This window comes from Nocardia jejuensis NBRC 103114, from assembly GCF_001613145.1.
Taxonomy (GTDB): Bacteria; Actinomycetota; Actinomycetes; order Mycobacteriales; family Mycobacteriaceae; genus Nocardia; species Nocardia jejuensis.
In genome coordinates, this window is the sequence record NZ_BDBU01000025.1 from 140,852 (window position 1) to 159,850 (window position 18,999).

The 18,999-nt window shown below is 67.2% G+C and carries 17 protein-coding genes and 1 tRNA gene; 5 read left to right on the top strand and 13 right to left on the bottom strand.

Annotated elements, in window-relative coordinates; all coding sequences use genetic code 11:
- Positions 1-24: 24 nt before the first annotated feature.
- On the bottom strand, positions 25-627 hold the full coding sequence (locus tag NJ1_RS21000; RefSeq protein WP_067697031.1) for a TetR/AcrR family transcriptional regulator: 603 nt from the start codon (positions 625-627) through the stop codon (positions 25-27).
- A gap of 126 nt (positions 628-753) precedes the next feature.
- On the opposite strand from NJ1_RS21000, the gene NJ1_RS21005 reads away from it, so the two are divergent.
- Together NJ1_RS21005 and NJ1_RS38280 are read left to right on the top strand one after the other, a co-directional pair.
- Positions 754-2,223: an MFS transporter gene (locus tag NJ1_RS21005; RefSeq protein ID WP_067697181.1), complete on the top strand. Its 1,470-nt coding sequence runs from the start codon at positions 754-756 to the stop codon at positions 2,221-2,223.
- A 294-nt stretch (positions 2,224-2,517) separates the two neighbouring features.
- The gene (locus tag NJ1_RS38280) at positions 2,518-2,859 is read left to right on the top strand and encodes a response regulator transcription factor (protein ID WP_218025233.1); all 342 of its coding nucleotides are present in this window, start codon (positions 2,518-2,520) and stop codon (positions 2,857-2,859) included.
- A gap of 283 nt (positions 2,860-3,142) precedes the next feature.
- Here the strand turns inward: NJ1_RS38280 and NJ1_RS21015 are convergent.
- Together NJ1_RS21015 and NJ1_RS21020 are read right to left on the bottom strand one after the other, a co-directional pair.
- Positions 3,143-3,216: transfer RNA gene (locus NJ1_RS21015), tRNA-Ile, on the bottom strand.
- Positions 3,217-3,342: 126 nt separating this feature from the next.
- Positions 3,343-3,720, bottom strand: coding sequence for a DUF4234 domain-containing protein (locus NJ1_RS21020; RefSeq protein WP_067697033.1), 378 nt, complete (start codon positions 3,718-3,720; stop codon positions 3,343-3,345).
- 210 nt (positions 3,721-3,930) lie between these two features.
- Between NJ1_RS21020 and NJ1_RS21025 the strand changes: the two genes are divergently transcribed.
- Positions 3,931-4,359, top strand: coding sequence for a nitroreductase family deazaflavin-dependent oxidoreductase (locus NJ1_RS21025; protein ID WP_067697035.1), 429 nt, complete (start codon positions 3,931-3,933; stop codon positions 4,357-4,359).
- Between the two features lie 213 nt (positions 4,360-4,572).
- Complete coding sequence (locus NJ1_RS21030; RefSeq protein ID WP_245717497.1) at positions 4,573-5,598, top strand: TerC/Alx family metal homeostasis membrane protein; 1,026 nt, start codon at positions 4,573-4,575, stop codon at positions 5,596-5,598.
- A 54-nt stretch (positions 5,599-5,652) separates the two neighbouring features.
- On the opposite strand, the gene NJ1_RS21035 is transcribed toward NJ1_RS21030, so the two are convergent.
- The gene (locus tag NJ1_RS21035; RefSeq protein ID WP_067697038.1) at positions 5,653-6,150 is read right to left on the bottom strand and encodes a hypothetical protein; all 498 of its coding nucleotides are present in this window, start codon (positions 6,148-6,150) and stop codon (positions 5,653-5,655) included.
- 65 nt (positions 6,151-6,215) lie between these two features.
- On the opposite strand from NJ1_RS21035, the gene NJ1_RS21040 reads away from it, so the two are divergent.
- A complete protein-coding gene (locus NJ1_RS21040; protein ID WP_067697040.1) occupies positions 6,216-6,710 on the top strand; it encodes a UCP032817 domain-containing protein in 495 nt (164 codons plus the stop codon).
- Positions 6,711-7,442: 732 nt separating this feature from the next.
- On the opposite strand, the gene NJ1_RS21045 is transcribed toward NJ1_RS21040, so the two are convergent.
- The 9 genes from NJ1_RS21045 to NJ1_RS21085 all read right to left on the bottom strand — a co-directional run bounded on the left by NJ1_RS21045 (position 7,443) and on the right by NJ1_RS21085 (position 18,415).
- Positions 7,443-9,212, bottom strand: a complete 1,770-nt coding sequence (locus tag NJ1_RS21045; RefSeq protein ID WP_067697185.1) for an SDR family oxidoreductase — start codon at positions 9,210-9,212, stop codon at positions 7,443-7,445.
- Between the two features lie 19 nt (positions 9,213-9,231).
- Positions 9,232-10,341, bottom strand: a complete 1,110-nt coding sequence (locus tag NJ1_RS21050) for a PDR/VanB family oxidoreductase (protein ID WP_067697042.1) — start codon at positions 10,339-10,341, stop codon at positions 9,232-9,234.
- Positions 10,342-10,343: 2 nt separating this feature from the next.
- Positions 10,344-11,249, bottom strand: coding sequence for a metal-dependent hydrolase (locus NJ1_RS21055; RefSeq protein ID WP_067697044.1), 906 nt, complete (start codon positions 11,247-11,249; stop codon positions 10,344-10,346).
- Positions 11,250-11,408: 159 nt separating this feature from the next.
- A complete protein-coding gene (locus tag NJ1_RS21060; RefSeq protein WP_245717506.1) occupies positions 11,409-13,271 on the bottom strand; it encodes an APC family permease in 1,863 nt (620 codons plus the stop codon).
- A 220-nt stretch (positions 13,272-13,491) separates the two neighbouring features.
- Complete coding sequence (locus NJ1_RS21065) at positions 13,492-14,172, bottom strand: N-acetylmuramoyl-L-alanine amidase (protein WP_067697048.1); 681 nt, start codon at positions 14,170-14,172, stop codon at positions 13,492-13,494.
- A 213-nt stretch (positions 14,173-14,385) separates the two neighbouring features.
- Positions 14,386-14,805: a MarR family winged helix-turn-helix transcriptional regulator gene (locus NJ1_RS21070; protein WP_067697050.1), complete on the bottom strand. Its 420-nt coding sequence runs from the start codon at positions 14,803-14,805 to the stop codon at positions 14,386-14,388.
- Positions 14,795-16,171, bottom strand: coding sequence for an MFS transporter (locus tag NJ1_RS21075; RefSeq protein WP_067697052.1), 1,377 nt, complete (start codon positions 16,169-16,171; stop codon positions 14,795-14,797). Before NJ1_RS21075 ends, NJ1_RS21070 begins: the two co-directional genes overlap by 11 nt.
- Positions 16,172-16,232: 61 nt before the next feature.
- On the bottom strand, positions 16,233-16,964 hold the full coding sequence (locus NJ1_RS21080; protein WP_067697187.1) for a hypothetical protein: 732 nt from the start codon (positions 16,962-16,964) through the stop codon (positions 16,233-16,235).
- A gap of 416 nt (positions 16,965-17,380) precedes the next feature.
- A complete protein-coding gene (locus NJ1_RS21085; RefSeq protein WP_245717498.1) occupies positions 17,381-18,415 on the bottom strand; it encodes a zinc-binding dehydrogenase in 1,035 nt (344 codons plus the stop codon).
- Positions 18,416-18,999 lie beyond the last annotated feature (584 nt).

An 18,999-nucleotide genomic window follows, 5' to 3' on the forward strand; every position in this document is an offset into this window, starting at 1 on the left:
ATCGGCGCATCGGTGAGGCGGGCGTCATCCGATGCCCGCCAGCGGATCCCACGCGGACATGGCGGCGCCCACGATCGCGTCCAGGTCGGTTCGGGTCGCGCCGTCGTGAGCCTGGATCGACATGCCCTGCTGGATCGTGGTGTAGAACGCCGCCATCGCTTCGACCGTCGCCGTGCCGGGCAGATCGCCCTCGGAGACGGCTCGTCGCAGCCGGGCGGCGATCGCGTCCTGGATCCCGCGGCGAAGGTCCGCGAGGTAGACCTGGACGTCCGGTCCGATCGCCGTCCGCGCGGCCATGACGACCATGCAGCCGGGCGGCGTCGCGGGATCGGCGTAGAAATCCGCACTCGTGGAGAGCATTCCGTGTACCGCTGCGCGAGCCTCGGCCGCGTCCTGCAGCGCCCGTCGCGCCGGGATGCCCGCGATCGAGTCGTAGAGCCGAACGGACTCGCGGAAGAGCTGCTCCTTGGAACCGAAGCAGGCGTAAATGCTCGGCGAGGCGATCCCCATCGCGCTGGTGAGGTCGGTCATCGACGTTCCCTCGTAGCCCTTGCTCCAGAACGCGAGCATCGCCTGCCGCAGCACCGCGTCACGGTCGAAACCGCGCGGGCGGCCACGCTCTCCCACTTCGCACCAGCCTTTCCCGACCCCGGATGAATTCTGTGTCGTTCATTAAAGATAACCCTTGACGCGGCTTCCGGAGCACTGCTACCTATTTTTGTGTCGATCAACAAAGAAATCGAGGACGGGGACATGACGACCGAACGCAACCCATGGGGGGCACTGGGCGCGCTGTGCGTCGGCTACTTCATGATCCTGTTGGACATGACGATCGTGGCGGTGGCGAACCCCGCGATCATGAGCGGCCTCGACACCGACCTGCCCAAGGTGATCTGGGTGACCAGCGCGTACCTGCTCACCTTCGCGGTGCCGCTGCTCATCACCGGCCGCCTCGGCGACCGGTTCGGACCGAAGTACCTCTACCTGGGCGGACTGGCGATCTTCACGGGGGCGTCGCTGTGGTGCGGCCTGGCCGGCAGCATCGGATCGCTGATCGCCGCCCGAGCGGTGCAGGGCCTGGGCGCGGCGTTGATGGCGCCGCAGACGATGGCGGTGATCGGGCGAATCTTCCCGTGGGACAAGCGCGGCGCGGCCATGGGCGTCTGGGGCGGCGTCGCGGGTATCGCGACGTTGGTCGGCCCGATCTTCGGCGGCGTGCTCATCGACAGCGGCGGCTGGCAATGGATCTTCTACGTCAACGTCCCGATCGGTCTGATCGCGTTCGCGCTGGGGGTGTGGCTGGTTCCTGCGCTGCCGACCAGCTCCCATCGCTTCGACATTCCCGGAATGGTCGTCGTCGCAATCGGCATGTCGGCGTTGGTGTTCGGCATCCAGGAGGGCAACAGCTACCACTGGGCGGGCTGGATCTGGGCCCTGATCATCGGCGGTCTGGTGGTACTCGCGCTGTTCCTCGCGTATCAGGGGCGGGTGAAGGATGAACCGCTGGTGCCGCTCGGGCTCTTCCGGAACCGCAACTTCTCGCTCGGCAATGTGGCGACCGGGGCGCTCGGCGCGGCGATGACGGCCCAGATGGTCCCGTCGTACTTCTACCTGCAGGCCGTGCGCGACCTCTCGCCGACCGAGGCGGCGCTGGTGTTCGCCCCGATGGCGGTCGTGTCCGCGGTGCTGTCGCCGTTCGTCGGCAAGCTCTCGGACCGGGTGCCGCCGCGCTACGTGCTGACCTTCGGTTTCACCCTGTTCACCGCGGCCGTGCTGTGGTTCGTCGCACTCGCCACCCCCGACGGGTCCATCCCGCTGATGCTGGTGATGTCGGCGCTCTGCGGAATCGGCAGCTCCTGCATCTGGGCGCCGCTCCCGGCGACCGCGCTGCGCAGCCTGCCACTGCCGCAGATGGGGGCGGCCTCGGGCATCTACAACACCACTCGCCAGGTCGGGTCCGTGCTCGGCAGCGCGGGCATCGGAGCCCTGCTGGCCGCGCGAATGACAGCGCACGGGCTGCCCACCTCGGCCGGCGAGGCCGGGCCCCTTCCCGACTCGGTCAAGGCGCCGTACTCCTCCGCCCTGACCGACTCGCTGTACCTGACAGTGCTCCTGCTGATCGTCTGCGCGGTCGCCGCGGTGTTCTTCACGACGCCCGAGGCTGCCGCCGCACCGCCCGCAGCGGCAAAGAACACCACACCGGATCTGGCCGATCAGCACTAGCCCACTTGACACCTCGGCATCGGGTTGGCTACTCCCACAACGATTCCCATCGAAGCGCCGTAACCGGTGGTGACTGCGAGATAAGCGCACCTCACGAAATATTATGGCGGGTAACATTTTTCGCCCGTCGGCAACCCTTGCGCGACCTGCGATGCCCACAGTTGCAGGGGCAGCACCACCCAACCGTTTAGCATGCGTCATGGTATTTTCGGATTATTGACACAATCTGCCAGATGCGACGGACGCGGTCCGTCGCATCGCATCGGCGGGGGCATGAGCGTGGGGATGTCGAAGATGGATGACGCAGTGCGGCAACCCTCGGTGGCCGCGATCGACCACGACCATCAGGTGGTGGCCGAGTACTGGAAAGACGAGATCGGCCGGGTGAAAAACCTGTCCGAACGCGAGCTCGACGTGTTCCTCATGCTGGGCACCGGCAAGTCCAACCGGACCATGGCACAACAGTTCAACATCGCCGAGCGAACCGTCAAAGCCCATGTCACCCAGATCTTGTCGAAGCTCGACGTGGAATCGAGGCTGCAGGCCGGACTCGTCTCGTACGCATTCCAACTGCTCCCCGAAAACGCCACACCCCACCCCGAACCGAACCCCCTGGTTCAAAGCAAGTCCGCCTGACACCCGGCGACCACCAGCGGACGACGAGCGACCGCCAACTGATAGCGGACGTTCCTGCGCCGCAGCACCTCTGGTGGTCGGCAGCCCGCTCCCCGCCATCTTGTCGAACTGTAGGCGCAGATGATCTCCTCTACCGCAGGGCATTTGAAGACTTCAGCTCTCGGAAATCTCCAACCCTGGCGCCCCATATGACCGGAGTCTTGCGCGAATACCTGGCTGGGTGAGGTTTGTGCTCGTACGGCTCGCAATCAAGGCGCCCGGAAGAGCTGGTCTGGCAGGGAAGTGGGGCGGGTGGGGCTCGAACCCACGACCAATGGATTATGAGTCCACGGCTCTAACCGACTGAGCTACCGCCCCGAACCGCTGGAAGTACCCCGCGGGCCTCGCGATGCTACCGCTTCGGGGTAGCGGTTGCCTATTCGGACCCCGGCATGTCCGGGACGCCCTGCCCGTGAGTGTGGCCGGGGCAGGGCGCGGACACGATTACTGCGCGAAGCGGTCGGCGATCTTGTTCAGCTCGAGCTGGTAGTAGAGGATGCCGAGGCCGAAGACGAAGTTGAGGAGGAAGCCGTAGAGGGGGTTGCAGGTGCCTTCGAGGCCTGCGCTTTCCTGGGATTCCTTGATGCGGGTTCCGGTGCGCCAGAAGCTGATGATGGCGGCGATGCCGGTCCAGGACAGGAAGATCATGACCAGGAGCGGGCCGGCGACGGGGGCTTCGGGGTCGCGGCGGAGCTCGGCCATCTCCTTGTGGATCTTGTAGTACCAGACCAGGAAGTAGATGCCGAGGGTGATGAGGGGCCAAACCAACCACACCAGAACGGGATTGCGCTGTTTGATCGGGACGGCGAGAGCTGTGTTCATATCTTCGATCCTGTAGTCATCGGGTGTTTCTCGAACCGCCGGCAGGACGGGGCGGCAAGACCGTATCCACGGCTCCGTGACCAGATCGTTGAACTCCCCCCGACCCGTTAACCCCCACCGGGCAGGGTAAATATAGGGCAAATCGGGCGGCGGCGCGCGGAATGAGGCGTCGCGCATAGGCTTACGGCGACCACGAGTGCAGGAGGAACCATGGCGGGACTGTTCGTGAACGTGCTACGCGGGCATCAGTGGATCTACGAGAACAGCAGGGGGGTCGTCGGGCACCGGCTTCTGTTCGGGAATCCGACGCTGCTGCTGCGCACCGTGGGGCGCAAGTCCGGCAAGGATCGAACCTCGGCGCTGACCTACGCGACCGATGGCAAGGACTTCCTGGTGACCGCGTCCAACGGCGGCTCCTCGCGCCCGCCGGGCTGGCTGGCCAACCTCAAGGCCTCGCCCGAGATCGAGATCCAGGTCGGGACGAAGAAGATCCCGGTCACCGCCCACGCCACCTACCCGGACGATCCGGACTACGCGCGGCGGTTCGCGCTGGTCGACAAGGTCAACTCGGGGCGGTACGCCGAGTACCAGAAGAAGACATCGCGGCAGATCGCCGTCGTAGTGCTCAGCCCCAGGTAGCAGGCCCGGCGGGCGCACGCGGGGGCACGTGAAGTTGGACAGCTGAGCTAAGGCTCGGCTATTCTGTGTCACAGAGGGGAGTACTTCCCAAGATTATTCCGGTCAGTACGGGTCGCGCCGCCGCGGCCCCCGGATGATCGCCCACGCTGTGGCCGTTCGGCACCCTGGGTGAAGGAGACCTCGAGCTGGTAACCCATGCCCGAGGAGGTCCCGTTGAGTCCTACCCTTTCCGTACTCGCGAATTCCACCGTCATCGAGTCCGTCGGCACGCCCTGGCTGTGGGCGGGAACGATCGGCGTCGTCCTGATCCTGCTGGTGCTGGACTTCGCGCTCACCCGTCGCCCGCACGAGGTCTCCATGCGGGAGGCGATCGGGTGGTCCGTCTTCTACATCGCCCTGCCGGTCGCGTTCGGTTTCTTCCTGTGGGCGAACAAGGGCGGCACACCGGCCGTCGAGTTCTTCACCGGCTATCTTCTGGAGAAGTCGCTCTCGGTCGACAACCTGTTCGTGTTCATGCTGCTGCTGTCCGCGTTCGCGGTGCCGAAGGTGCTGGCCCAGCGGGTGCTGCTGTTCGGTATCGCGGGCGCGCTGGTGCTGCGCGGCATCTTCATCGCCCTCGGCGCGGCCGCGCTGGCCACGCTGGACTGGGCCTTCCTGCTGTTCGGCGTGATCCTGCTGATCACCGCCGTGAAGCTGCTGGCCGACGCGGCCGGCGGTCACGATCAGGAAGTCGACATCTCGTCGATGAAGTCGGTGCGGCTACTGCGCCGATTCTGGCCGGTCACCGACGACTATCAGGGCACCAAGCTCACCGTCCGCCAGGCCGGACGCCGCGCGCTGACCCCGCTCGCGCTGGTGGTGGCCGCGGTCATCGCCACCGACCTGGTGTTCGCCGTCGACTCGGTCCCCGCGGTGTACGGGGTCACCGGTGACCCGTTCCTGGTGTTCGCGACCAACGCGTTCGCGCTACTCGGTTTGCGCGCACTGTATTTCGTGCTGCACGCCGCGCTGTCGCGATTGGTGCATCTGGCTTACGGCTTGGCCGCGATCCTCGCCTTTATCGGCGTGAAGCTGGTTCTGCACTGGGCACACGGCATCTGGAGCGGCGTACCGCAGATCCCCACCGTCACATCGCTGGTGGTGATCGTGCTGGTGCTGGCCACGGTGACGCTCACCAGCCTGCGGGCCACCCGCGGTCGGACACAGCCGGACGACGACACGGATGCCCCGGTCGCCTGACCCGGACAGCACCAGACCGATTCGGCCCGAACCGCATCGACGGTTCGGGCCGATTCACTGCCGAAAACGCGAGTCGAGCGTGTATCGGGCGAAGTCACGCACCGGCTCGTTGGCCTCGACAGCCCTGCGGGCGTGGCCGGGCACCGAGGGGATCACCGGTTCGCCGAGCCGGAAGAGCCGGGTGCGGTAGTCGAGCTCGAATCGACTCTCGCGCCCGCTCGTCCAGCGTTCGGCGAAGGCCAGGACATGGTCCTCGACGCCTTCGACATCGGGTACCGGTACGCCGGTCTCGGCGAAGACATCGGCCACCGCTTCGACGGCGCTGTCGGGCAGCTCGCTGAGCATGACACCGTGCGATTCGGTCCAGGAGGCCGCGCCGATCACGCACGCGCCCTCGTGCACGGAGACGAACCGGCCCGGATACACCGAGACGCCGCTGACCATATTGTCGAGAATCGTCAGAAGAACGGTATGCCGCAACGGATCACGGCCCAGGAATTCCGCGGTGAGCTTCTGATACTCGACCGCGTCGCTGGTGACCTCGAGTCGCATACCGCTCGACGATAGGGGGTGAATCGGGGGCATGACCATCGGTTTATCGCGACGTACGGTGAATCATGGTGCTACAACGCTTCCGACGCCCGTCGATCGACGAACTGAACCGTGTGGTGGATGCTCTGGAGATTCCGGAGGCGGTCTTCAAGACCAGTCCGTGGCAACCCCGCGACCTGGTGGAAACCGGTCTGCGGCAATGGTTGCGGTGCTGCGGCGCGGCCATGCGCGACGACCAGGTGATCGGCATGCCCTCACATGCGGTGGACGAGGCCTGGCACGGCCTGATCCTGTGCACCATGCGCTACGCGCGGTTCTGCGATGCGGCATACGGGCGCTTCCTGCACCATTTCCCCGAGGGTGAGGGGTCGCGCGGAGCGGTGGTGGATCCGATGGCCGATCAGCTGGGCCGCACCGTGGTGGCATGGACGCTGGTGGCGCGACCGGACGAGCAGTGTGTGCTCTGGAATCTGGATACGGTTGTGGGAGTCGAACATCTGTGGGGCATCTCGCCGGAGCGAGTGGACGCGATCGAGGAATCCCTGCGCACCCGGGCGTGAACGGTCGTTGCCGGTCCGACAGACCGGCAACTCCCCCCGTCGGTGATCACGCTGCGCTTCGGGTCGTCGTTCGTCATGTGTGCGACCGCGATCAGGAACCCCCGCCACCGCCGCAACCACCACCCCCTCCGCAACCGCCCCCTCCACAACTGCTCCCGCCGCCGCAACCGCTGCCGCCGCCACAGCCACCGCCGAGGTAGCCGCCGGAGGAGGATCCGCCGTAACCTCCCGCGCGCCAGGCACCTCCGCGGCCACGGCCACGCCGCTTGCGGCGGTTCCGATCTTTGATGTCCCCCAGCCAGATCACGGCGATCGACAGGAAGACGAACACCGCGATCCCGATTCCGATGATTGTTGCTGCCATGTCCGAAATCTACTGTCGCACAGCGATCTCGGGCAGACCCATCATTTCGGGGACCACTACCGGGTGTGAACGGAGCGGGTGCTGGGTAGCGGATCACGCGCTGCCACGAAAGCCGAAATTTCCCCGGAGCAACGACTCCGGAGCCTGTCTCGTCGCAGCCGGTGCACGGCCACGGCACTGCGCGCTCGTCCCGAATCCGCGGCGGTTATCCGCGCACCTCACCTGACCGAACGCGATGCCCGCTGCTTGATATGTGGCATCGCATGCTTCACCGGCGGCACATGACCGCGGCGACACCGCGGGAACGCCGAAACGAAACATACCCCCGCGAATGGTCCGCGAGGGCATGTTCTTACTGCGCGTAGGGATTACGTCAGCTTCACGCGCGCGGCGAAGAAGCGGTTCACCGCCGGGGCGAACCGGCTGAAGCGGTACTGCAACCATGCCTCGGGCGTCACCGGCACGATGTCCCGATCGCGTTCGACCGCCTTGACGATCTGTGCGGCGACCTTCTCCGGGCCGTAGCGGCGCGCGGCGTAGAGCTTGTCGTAGCGCTGCTGCTTGGCCGCCTCCTCCGCCTCGGAGACACCCGCGAAACGGGTATTGGCAACGATATTGGTGTGCACGATGCCGGGGCAGATGGTGTGCACGCCGATTCCCTTGCCCGCCAGTTCCGCGCGCAGGCAGTCGGAGAACATGAAGACCGCGGACTTGCTGGTGGAGTACGCCGAGAAGCCGCGCTGCGGGCTGTAGGCCGCCATGCTCGACAGGTTGACGATATGTCCGCCCAGCCCGCGTTCGGCCATGGCCTTGCCGAAGGCGCGGCAGCCGTTGATGACTCCGTGCAGGTTGATGTTCAGCACCCGGTCGAATTCGGCGGCGGAGGTCTCGAAGAAGTCGCCCGCCTGGCCGATTCCGGCATTGTTGATCAGGATGTCCGGCACGCCGTGCGCGGCGATGACGGTGGCCGCGTGCTCGTTCACCGCGTCCGCGGAGGACACGTCCAGCTGGTACGCGTGCGCCGTACCACCCTCGCGCGCAATGAGTTCCGCGGTTTCCTTGGCCGAGTCCAGATTGATGTCCGACAGCACGATCTCGGCCCCGCCCCGCGCGAACGCGAGTGCGGTCTCACGGCCGATGCCGCTGCCGCCCCCGGTGATCACCAGCAGCTGATCGTCGAAAGGCCGCTGCTGTCTGCCGACTTCGGCGCGACGCAGTCCCCGCGAGAGTTCCCCCGTGCGCAGCGAATCGACGAGTTCGGTGGTGGCGGTGGCCAGCAGCTCCGGATGCGAGAACGGCAGCCAGTGCCCGCCGCCGACCTCGCGGCGGTACAGGTTCGGCGCCCACTCCTTGGTGTCGCTGTAGCCCGCGGGCCGCACGGCCACGTCACGGCGCGCGATCACCAGCTGCACCGGCACCTCGGTGCGGCGCTCACGCGGCTCACCCATGCGCTGCAGGATGTTCGCGCGGTAGATGCGCATGCCGTCGAAGAAGTCGCGACGGAACTCCGGGCCGAATTTGATGTTCTCCGGCGAGGTGTCGTTCATCAGTCCGACGAACCGCGACCACACCTTCTCGGTGCCCAGCGGCTTGAGTACCACGCGCGGTACTCCCGGCGTCATGAACAGGCCGGTGTACAGCGAGGACAGCAGCTGAGTGAACGGCCCCCACACCTTGCCCTGCGAGAGCTGAGTACGAGTCCACGCGCCCAGGTGATCCAGGTTCGGGCCGGACACCGAGGTGAACGAGGCGACGCGGTCCGCGGCCTGCGGTTCGCACACCGCCTCCCACATCTCCACCGAACCCCAGTCGTGGGCCAGGATGTGCACCGGCTCGTCCGGGCTCACCGCGTCGGCGACCGCGAAGAAGTCCGAGGCGAAGTTCGCCAGCTTGTAGTCCTCGGTCTTGCTGGTGCGGGTGGAGCGGCCGTGCCCGCGGGTGTCGTAGGTGACCACGTGGAAGCGGTCGGCCAGCAGCGGCACCACGCGATCCCACAGGTGATTGTCGTCGGGCCAGCCGTGCACCAGCACGATGGTCTCGGCGGACGGCTCACCGTATTCGTAGACGGCGATCTCGAATTCACCGTTGCGGACGACGCGTTCGGAGGCGGGGATGATGGTCGTTTGATCGGTCACGATCTTCTCCTGGGAGTGGGTGCTAGAGGTCCAGCACCAAACGGTCGCCGGCACAACGGGATACGCAGATGAGCATCTCTCCCGCGGCCCGCTCGGCGGACGTGAGCACGGTGTCGCGGTGATCGACTTCGCCCTCGAGCACCCGCACCTTGCAGGTGCGGCAGAAGCCCTGGCGGCACGAATACTGGGTGTCGGGACGAACTTCGAGGACCTGTTCGAGCACCGACCTGTCCGCGGCCACGTCCACGACACCACCGCTGGCGGCCAGCTCGACCTGGAAGGCGGTGCCGTTCACCACCGGCGGGGCGGAGAAGCGCTCGGAGTACATCTCCACGCCCGGCATGGACCGCACGGCCGTGGCGATGGTCGCGGTCATGATCGTGGGTCCACAGCAGTAGATCGAGGTGTCCGGGCCGACGCCGGCCAACAGATCAGCGGCCGTGGGCAACCCGTGTTCGTCGTCGGTGCGCACGGTGACTCGATCGCCGAAGGATTCCACCTCGGACAGGAACGGAATGGTGTCGCGACTGCGCCCGGCGTACACCATGGACCAGTCCACGCCGAGCCGGTGCGCCATCCGCACCATCGGCAGAATCGGCGTGATGCCGATACCACCGGCCACGAAATGCACTCGGGCAGCGGATGATCCGTAGCCCGGCAGCACGAACGGGAACGCGTTGCGGGGTCCGCGCACGATCAGCGGTGTGCCCACCGGCAGCTGATCGTGCACCTCCAGCGATCCGCCGCCACCGTTCGGAATGCGCCGCACCGCAACGCGATAGCTGTGCTGATCGGCCGGATCGCCGCACAGCGAGTACTGGCGGATCCGTCCGGAAGGCAGCTCCAGATCCAGATGTGCGCCCGGCCGCCACGCGGGCAGCCTGCGCCCGTCCTGGGCCACGAGCATCAGACTGATGACGTCGGTGTCGTGCGCTTCCACCCGGCGTTCGACCACCGTCAGCGGGATCCGATGATCGTCGATCCGCGCGGGCGGCTCCTTGCGATTGACGAAAGTCGTCCAGCGCAAACGAGATTCGGCGATCAGGTCGAGCACTCGGGTGGCGCGGTCCGAGCGTTCCTTCCCGTACAGGTCACGTGGTGGCTCGGCCGGAACCGGCCGGGTCGCGGGCATGGTCACGACGCCATCATCCGGGCGGCCGGGGACTGCGCCAGGTAGGCCAGGGCCTGCGCGGTGGAACCGACCGGCTCCGGGGTGTAGCCCGGCTTGAAGGTGGACAGCGCGCTGATCAGCAGCGACGGGATGCCCGGCACGCGGCCGCGCCACATCGCGGCGAAGATCCGTCCCACCAGCATCGGGTACCGATGGTTGGGCAGTTCCGGATCCTGATGCACCAGGTACTTGGTGCCGCGCAGCAGCAGCGCGATGAAGATCGGGAAGACCAGCAGCATGAGCGCACCGCGGCGCAGGTAGCCGACCCCGAAGTATTCCGCGACGTCGTGCGCGACCATGCGGTGCTCGACCTCTTCGGCGCCGTGCCAGCGGAACAGGTCCAGCATCTGCGGATCCGCGTCGGCGCCCTCCAGATCGGCATTGAGCACCCAGTCGCCCAGGAAGGCGAAGAAATGCTCGAGCGTCGCGATCACGCCGAGGCGTTCCACCAGCAATTGCTGCCGCGCTGCCTCACTGCGCATCTCTCGCGGTCCGAGGGTCTTACGGAACAGGAACTCGGCCTGGCGCACGTACGGCTCCACGTCGATGCCGTGCGCCGCGAGGACCTCCTCGAGCGCACCGTTGTGGCTCTCGGCGTGCATGGATTCCTGGCCGATGAAGCCGATCATGGCTTCCCGGAGTTTCTCGTCCTTGACCAGCTCGAGCGCTTCCCCGTAGGTCACCAGGAACATGCGCTCACCTTCGGGCAGCAGCATGCTCAGGGCGTTGAGGACGTGCGAGGCGATCGGTTCGGACTTCATCCAGACCGGGGAGGTCTCGGACCAGTCGAACTGCACGTTCCGAGCGTGCAGCGCTACCTCACCGGGTTCGGTCTCCGCGGCGCGGCCCAGTTTCGGAAGTAGCTTCATCGATACTCCTGGTTCAGTGAAACGACACTGTGCCTGGGCGGGTCAGGGTGACCGGATCCACATCAGGCGTTTGCTGCGTGAGCGTAGCAATATTCTACCCGTGTGTGAAACCAGCAGTTACATCTAGATTTGGCAACTATCCCGCCCGGACGGGTGGCCTCAGCTGTCCACGTGCACGTGTGGGCGCTGGGAGCGGCGCGGGACCGCGCGGCGAATGATCTCGCGGGTCACCGGGGCCACCTCGCCCTCGCCGAAGAACATGAAGCGCAGCAGGTTGGTCAGCGGATTGCCCTCGGACCATTCGAAATACACGTGCGGGATGACGCCGGTGCGGTCGCGGATGGCGAGCAGAATGGCCGCGATCGAGTTGGGGACGGCGGCGGCGTCGACGGTGAGGATGCGGTACTGCTCGACCACCACCTCGGTGACCAGCAGATCGGTGCTGAACTCGGAGGGATCCTTGACGACGACCTCGAGAAAGACAATCGGCTCGGAGTCGGGAATGTGGCTCTCGCGCCGCTGATCGGCTTCCTTCTCCGCGTACTCCTGCGGTTGCCGCTCGTCGATGTCGTGGGTGACGATGCGAATCTCGCCGCGCGCGGCGAGCTCGTCGATCACCCGGGCGGCCCGCTCGTCGAAGCTCACCTCGATGGCACGCAGTTCGAAGGCCCGCCGGAAGCGGGAGGCGAAGGACACCACCAGGATCGCGATGACGAAGAGGATCGCGAGGTGCACACCCGCGGGCTTCTCGATGATGTTGTCGATGGTGGTGTACACGAAGATCAGCGACACCACACCGAAGCCCAGCACCCGGCTGTACTGCTGCTTGCGCCACGCCGAGAACGTCACCGCGACCGCCGCCGAGGTGATCAGGACGAGCACACCGGTCGCGTAGGCCGCGCCCTGGGCATCCACCGAGGCATCGAAATACCAGGTGATGCCGAAGGCCACCGCCGCGAAAACCAGGACGAGCGGCCGGATCTGGCGCGCCCACTCCGGAGCCATGCCGAAGCGCGGCAGATAGCGGGGCACCAGATTGAGCAGGCCCGCCATGGCCGAGGCACCCGCGAACCACAGGATCGCGATGGTGCTGACGTCGTAGACGGTGCCGAAGGTGTCACCCAGATGCTCGTGCGCGAGGTACGCCAGCGCACGGCCGTTGGCGGGTCCGCCCGGTTCGAACGCGGCCTCGGGAATCAGCACGGTGGTGATGAAACTGGTGATCACCAGGAAGCCGCTCATGATCAGCGCGGCGGTGGTGAGCAGTGTGCGGGTGCCGGCGATTCGAGCGCGCGGGTACTCCTCGGTATCACCGGGCGCGCCCTTGATCTGCGGCATCACCGCGACGCCGGTCTCGAATCCGGACAGACCCAGTGCCAGCTTCGGGAACACCAGCAGCGCGACCCCGACCATCGCGATCGGACTGCCGTGCTCGGCGGTGAGCAGATGCGTCCAGTCGGTGATCACGTGCGGGGCCTGCAGCACCTTCACGATGCCGGTCACCGCGACCACCACGTTCAGCGCCAGGTAGGTGCCGACCAGCACCACCGCGATGCCGATGGCTTCACTGAAACCCTTGAGGAACACCGCCGCCAACAGGGCGAGCAGGATCAGCGTGATGATCATGTTGTGCCCGTGCAGGGCATCGGGTACCAGCGGATTCTCGACGATATGGGCCGCACCGTCGGCCGCCGAGAGCGTCATGGTGATGGTGAAGTCGGTGGCCGCGAAGCCCAGCAGCACCAGAATGAAGACCTTGCCCCACCAGCTCGGCAGGAAGGTCGCGAACATGGCGATGGAACCGCCGCCGTGCGGGCTCTCCTTGGCCACCCGCCGATACACCGGCAGCGCGCCCAGCAGGGTCAGCGCGACCAGGACCAGCGTGGCCAGCGGCGACAGCACACCGGCCGCCAGCGCCGCGATGCCGGGTTGGTAGCCGAGCGTCGAGAAGTAGTCGACGCCGGTCAGGCACATCACCTTCCACCAGGAATGCTGACGTTCCTTGGGGGCGCGCTTGGCCATCGGCCCGGGCAGCTGCGAATGCTGCTCGCCCGCGTCCTCGAGCAGCCAGGACGCGAATCGCGATCGGGGCCGAACCTCGGTCGTGGTCAAGAGTCCTCCCCGGAACCCGTCAGTCCGGTTCGCCCGAACTTCCAGCAGTGTCGTGGTCAATGTACTCACGACATTCCGGGCGAAACGCACCCCGCGCCGTGCGTCGGCGCGGTGGCTGCGCTAGTTGCTACTACCCGACGTAGGAGACGATAGCGGAGGTGATGGCGGCCGCGAATCGGGCACGCCCGTCCGGGGATTCGATGAGCGCGGCATCGCCGGGATCCCGCATATTGCCGCACTCCACCAGGGCCGAGGGCCGCTCGGCGAAATTGAGCCCGGCCAGATCCGCGCGCGGATTCATGCCGTCGGAACCGACGTAGGTCGAGGGGGTGAAGCCCGCGCCGACCATGCTGTCGCGAATCGCGGTGGCCAGCCTGGCCGAGGGCTCGCCCTGTGAATCGTTCAGGGCGGGAGCCGAATGCGCGACGTGGAAGCCGTGCGCACCGGCGGGCGCGCCGTCGGCGTGGATGGAGACCACGGCCGCGGCATCGACGCGCTGCCCCAGCGTTCCGCGCTCGTCCACGCACGGGCCCGCGCCGTCGTCGCTGTCACGGCTCATGACGACTCGGAAGCCGCGCGCGGACAGCGCGTCTCGCACCCGGTTCGCCACATCCCAGTTGAATTCGTGCTCGGTATAGCCGTCGTCGGCACTGGTTCCCGTGGTGTTGCAGGGCTTGGTGCCGCCGCGGCCGTCCGGCACCTGCGCGTTGATCACGCCAGGATTGGCGGCACCGCCGCCGTTGTGACCGGGGTCGAGCACGATCACCCGATCGGGGAACGGAAACCGCTGATGCGCGGGCGAATCCAGCATCGGATGCGCCCCCCGATCCACCGGAACGACGGCAACAGCCTGACCACTCCCCCCGGTCAGTAGTGCTCCGCAGATCGCCAGAATTGCTTTCCCATGTCGGATGCGCACCCGGCCCACACTAACGGGCCGATAGCGGGACGGTAAGTCGCCGCCGAACCTCGCACCCTCTGTTCAGGGATCAGTGCTCGGCGCTCGGTGCTCAGTGCTCAGTGCTCAGTGCTCGAGTTTGCGCAGTAGCCGATGCAGCGCACGCAGATCGTCCGCGTCCAGCTGTTCGACCTCCGCCGGCGCGGGGTCGGGGGTCGCCAGCGCGCGGGCCACCACCTCGCGCCCCTCGTCGGTGAGCGACACCAGCTTCCGCCGCCGGTTCTCCGGATCGATCTCCCGCACCACCAGGCCCCGTGACTCCAGATCGTTGACCGTGACGGTGGTCGCGGGCGCGTCCATCGCGGCGGCCGAGGCGAGTTCCTTGACGGTCAGCGGGCCCGGCCGCAATCGGCGCAGCACCCGAACCCGGCTGAACGGCATGCCCGTTCGCTCCACCACCGCACGCTTCCAGGCGTCTCTGGAGTCGTTGACCAGATGGGTCAGCAACCGCCAGACGTCGTCGGGGGTGGGCGTGTCAGCCGGCATTGGCGGGGACTTTCTGTTCGAGCAGCGGAGCGACGCGGTCACGGGTGCGATACGACCAATCGGTGTTCGCGGCGACCCCCAGTGCGAGGACTGCGGCGGCGAAACCGGTGATGGTCCACCACAGTCCGGCCCCCGAGAGCGCACCACACAATGCCACACCGAGGCTCACTCCGACCTGACGACTGGTGGAGGCCACCGCCGAGGCCGCGCCCGCGCGATCGAGCGGCATGCCGCTCACCGCGGTCGTGGTGATGGGCGCGTTGACCATGCCGAAGCCCACGCCGAAGATCGCGAACACGATGATCAGCTGCCAGAGAGGGGTCTCCGGGGCGAGCCGGGTGAGGCCGATCGCGGCCACGCCCATGAAGACACCGGCCACCAGCAGCGACGGCCGGGTGCCGTACCGCCCGACCATCCGCCCCGAGATCGGCGAGAAGACCAGCATGGCCAGCGCCATCGGCAGGTACAGCAGACCGGTGTGAGTGGCCGAGAAGTGCCGGGTGCCTTGCAGATACAGCGAGACGTCGAACAGGAACGCGCCCAGTCCCGCGAACGCGCAGACCGCGATCACGGTGGCCGAGGAGAACGGGAAGCTGCGGAAGAAACGCAGATCGATGAACGGCGACGGATGACGCGACTCGTGCCGGATGAAGCCGGCCAGCGCGGCGGCGGTCAGCACGAAGATCAGCGGCGTGCCCTCGATCAGGCCGAACACCAGGGTGAACAGGATGGCGATCGCCAGCACCTGACCGATTGGATCGATGCCGCGCGCGTTCGCCGACTTCGATTCCGGAACGTAGATCGTGGTGAGCACGAAGGCGACCGCGACGATCGGCAGATTGATCCAGAACACCGACTGCCAGCCCAGCGCGTCGATCAGCCCACCGCCGACCAGTGGGCCGATCGCGGTCGAGATGCCGACCACCGCGCCCCACACACCCACCGCGCGGGCGCGCTCCACCCGCCCGGTGAAGACGGTCGTAATGATCGACATGGCAACGGGATTGAGCATGGAACCGCCGATGGCCTGCACGAAGCGCGCACCGATCAGCACCTCGATGGTCGGTGCGAGGCTGCACAGCAGCGAGCCGCCCGCGAAGATCAGCAGCCCGATCCGGAACATCCGCTTGCGCCCGAAGCGGTCGGCGGTCGCGCCCGAGAGCATCAGCAGGCTGGCGAGAGTGAGGGTGTAGACGTCGACGATCCACTGCAGTTTCGACAGCGGCGCACCGAGATCGTTCTGGATGGTGGGGAGCGCGACATTGACGATCGTCGCGTCCATCGACGAGATGAGCAGGCTCATGCAACAGGTGATCAGCACGATCGTCTTGCGCCGGGCCGTCAGCCCGTCAACAGTTGTAAGCACACAACGATTGTGAATCCACAACTGTTTGCTGACAACCCCGGAACACAGTGGGACAGGTCACTCAGCGAGTCGGTTGCCACTGCGTGAAGACTCCGGACAGCGCACCGAGCACATCCTCGGTCTGCTCTTCCGAGGTGCCGTAGGTATGGGCACTGACCGTGAACCCCGGACCGAACGAGGCCGAGGCCACCTCGGGCACCCCCACATCGGCCCAGCCCCATTTGGTTCCGGTCACCCGCGGTAGCCGGGCGGTGCCCCAGTCCTGCGCGGTGCCGTCGGCGGCGACCGGGTTGGCATGCTCCATCCAGTCGAACAGCGGGGAGTGCGGATCGGTGCGCTGCTTGGCCGCCAGGAAATCGGCGATATCGGCCGTGCTGGTCGAGGACATACCCCAATCGCTCGCGCCGTGGGTCGCCTCGAGCTGGTACTCGGCGGCCACGGCATCGATGGCCTGCGGGTATTTCGCGGCCATGACATCGGCCGCGGCGTCGTCGGAGTTGCGGATCATGCGTTCGCCCAGCGCCTTGTCCTCGGCGGAACCGTCGCCGTGCCGCAGCGCGTAATCGACCAGGTACAGCTTGGAAATCGACAGTCCCCCACGCGATTCCGTCTCGTTCGAGGTACCCCAGCCGACTCCCGGGACCATGGTGCGCAGCGAGATGGACGTGCGCGGGGGCACGTCGGCGTGCACCGGCGGCGGCTCGTTCGGCTTCGGCTCGGCGGCGGCGCTCGGTGCGAAACACAAGCACACCCCCGCGGCGAGTGCCCCGATCAGCCCGGTCCGATAGCGCATCGCAACCTCCGCGTCGTGCCCCCACCGACCCACTCTGCCCGCGCGCGACGCCGACACCAGCGAAAACCGGTCTGACACGCCGCGCCGATCATCGCGAACGAGGCATCCCTGCGACGCGACAGCCGTGCCGTGCACGCGCTGACAGGGCACCGCGACCATCCGGAACAACGCCGTCGGATCAACCGACCGGCAACAGACCCGCGAGACGTGACGAACCCGGGGATGCGGAGCACACCCGGGACGCAGACGCCGAGATTTTGCGAACCCGGGACGCGGGCACCGCGCGATCACACCCGGCGGCGCGGATCCCGACGGGCGACGTACCCGCGACAGATTCCACCCGCAGGGCATCGAAGACCGGCGATCCGCGATGGGTTCCGGCCTTCGATGCCGCGTCCTCGAGCGGTGCCGCCGAGTCAGACGGTGAGGATCGTGCGCCCGGCGGCGGTCCGGGATTCGATGGCGGCGTGTGCGGCGGCCGCGTCCTCGAGCGGGAAGCTCTGCCCGATCACGACCTCCAGCCGTCCGGCGGCGGCCTCGGCCTGGGCGCGGTCGTGCAGCGCGTTCCAGTCGACGCCGTCAGCGGTCAGCTCGAACAATGTGACGACCGTAACACCCTGTGCAGCAGCCGCTTCCGTGTCGACGGCGGCGAATCCTCCAGCGGCGTTGCCGTATCCGATGAACCGGGCCCCCGGCGTCACCGCACCGAGCGCTATCCCGCCGGTCTCCCCGCCCGCGCCGTCCAGGACCACCTGCACGCCGCCGGTCAGCTCCCGGACCTTCTCGACCCACCCGTCCTCGGAGTAGTCGACCACTTCCTGCGCGCCGAGGCGTTGCGCCAGTTCCAGTTTCGCCGCACCCCGCGCGGCGGCGATGACCCTGGCGCCGGCCGTGCGGGCTAGCTGGATCAGCAGGGTCCCCAAACCCCCGGCGGCCGCGGTGATCAGCACCCATTCGCCCGGCTGGATCGCGGCCCGATCGGCGACGGCGAGCGCGGTGCGCCCGTCGTGCACCAGCGCCACCGCCTGGGTCAGGCTCAATCCGTCGGGCACGACCGCGAGGGTGTCGGCCTTGGCCAAGGCCCGCTCCGCGTATCCCCCGGTCGGGGTGCCACCGCCGATTCCACTCGCGGCCGTGGGCGTCCCGACCCGGCGGCCGATCCATTCCGCGCCGACTCCGGCACCGACCGACTCGACCACTCCGGCGACCGCGCCGCCGGGCACGAACGGCGGCGCGACCGGGAAGTAGTCCCTGCCCGCACCGCTGCGCAGCAGCGTGTCCAGGAACATCACGTCCGCCGCCTCGACCCGCACCACGACCTCGCCGGGACCGGCCACCGGATCGGGGGCCTCGGTCACCGTCAACGCCTCGGGTCCTCCGAATGCCTCGGCCTGCACTGTGCGCATCTCGCTGCCGCCCTTCCGTTCTCGACCGTTGTTCCGACTGCTCACAGCTTGGAACCTGAACATAGGTTCAGGTCAAGTCGACAGCCCAGATTTCACGCGGAGCGAACCGGGGAATATCCGCGCCGCCCTTCGGGACCCCGTCCTCGACCCGAACCAGACCGGAGATCTCACCGCATTCGGCGCTCGGACGCCCCGATCGGATTCCGGCGGTTCCTACGAGGCCGCCCGACCGCACCCGGCGAGCACCCCGTGCCGACGCGCGGATACCAGGGACGCACGCGAGCATTACCCGCCCGCGAACCCGAATCCCGGGACGCCCCCGTCGATCAGCGGGATCCGCACTCGGTCCGCACACCCCGGCGAACATTGGCGGAACATGTCACGCCGGTCGATGAAACTCCGCCCCAACGGATCTCACGTCCGCCCGGTGCAGTGCGCCCGCCCATCGAGACTTCGTTTGCCGGGGTGTTCGCGCTCAGGTAGCGCCGAGCGTCCCGGGTGCCTATGCTCGTCCGCGAGATCCGAATCCTCTTGTCGGTCCGCCTATTTGGCGTGCCCTCAGGCCGGGGGGCGACGGTCGCTTCGGGGCGTCTGCCTCGATGAACGAGTGCGGAAGTGCGAAGCTTGTC

Coding starts and splice junctions, on each gene's coding strand:
- NJ1_RS21005 (WP_067697181.1), top strand. CDS start 754: ATGACGACCGAACGCAACCCATGGGGGGCACTGGGCGCGCTGTGCGTC.
- NJ1_RS38280 (WP_218025233.1), top strand. CDS start 2,518: ATGGATGACGCAGTGCGGCAACCCTCGGTGGCCGCGATCGACCACGAC.
- NJ1_RS21020 (WP_067697033.1), bottom strand. CDS start 3,720: ATGAACACAGCTCTCGCCGTCCCGATCAAACAGCGCAATCCCGTTCTG.
- NJ1_RS21025 (WP_067697035.1), top strand. CDS start 3,931: ATGGCGGGACTGTTCGTGAACGTGCTACGCGGGCATCAGTGGATCTAC.
- NJ1_RS21035 (WP_067697038.1), bottom strand. CDS start 6,150: ATGCGACTCGAGGTCACCAGCGACGCGGTCGAGTATCAGAAGCTCACC.
- NJ1_RS21040 (WP_067697040.1), top strand. CDS start 6,216: ATGGTGCTACAACGCTTCCGACGCCCGTCGATCGACGAACTGAACCGT.
- NJ1_RS21050 (WP_067697042.1), bottom strand. CDS start 10,341: ATGCCCGCGACCCGGCCGGTTCCGGCCGAGCCACCACGTGACCTGTAC.
- NJ1_RS21055 (WP_067697044.1), bottom strand. CDS start 11,249: ATGAAGCTACTTCCGAAACTGGGCCGCGCCGCGGAGACCGAACCCGGT.
- NJ1_RS21060 (WP_245717506.1), bottom strand. CDS start 13,271: ATGGCCAAGCGCGCCCCCAAGGAACGTCAGCATTCCTGGTGGAAGGTG.
- NJ1_RS21065 (WP_067697048.1), bottom strand. CDS start 14,172: ATGCTGGATTCGCCCGCGCATCAGCGGTTTCCGTTCCCCGATCGGGTG.
- NJ1_RS21070 (WP_067697050.1), bottom strand. CDS start 14,805: ATGCCGGCTGACACGCCCACCCCCGACGACGTCTGGCGGTTGCTGACC.
- NJ1_RS21080 (WP_067697187.1), bottom strand. CDS start 16,964: ATGCGCTATCGGACCGGGCTGATCGGGGCACTCGCCGCGGGGGTGTGC.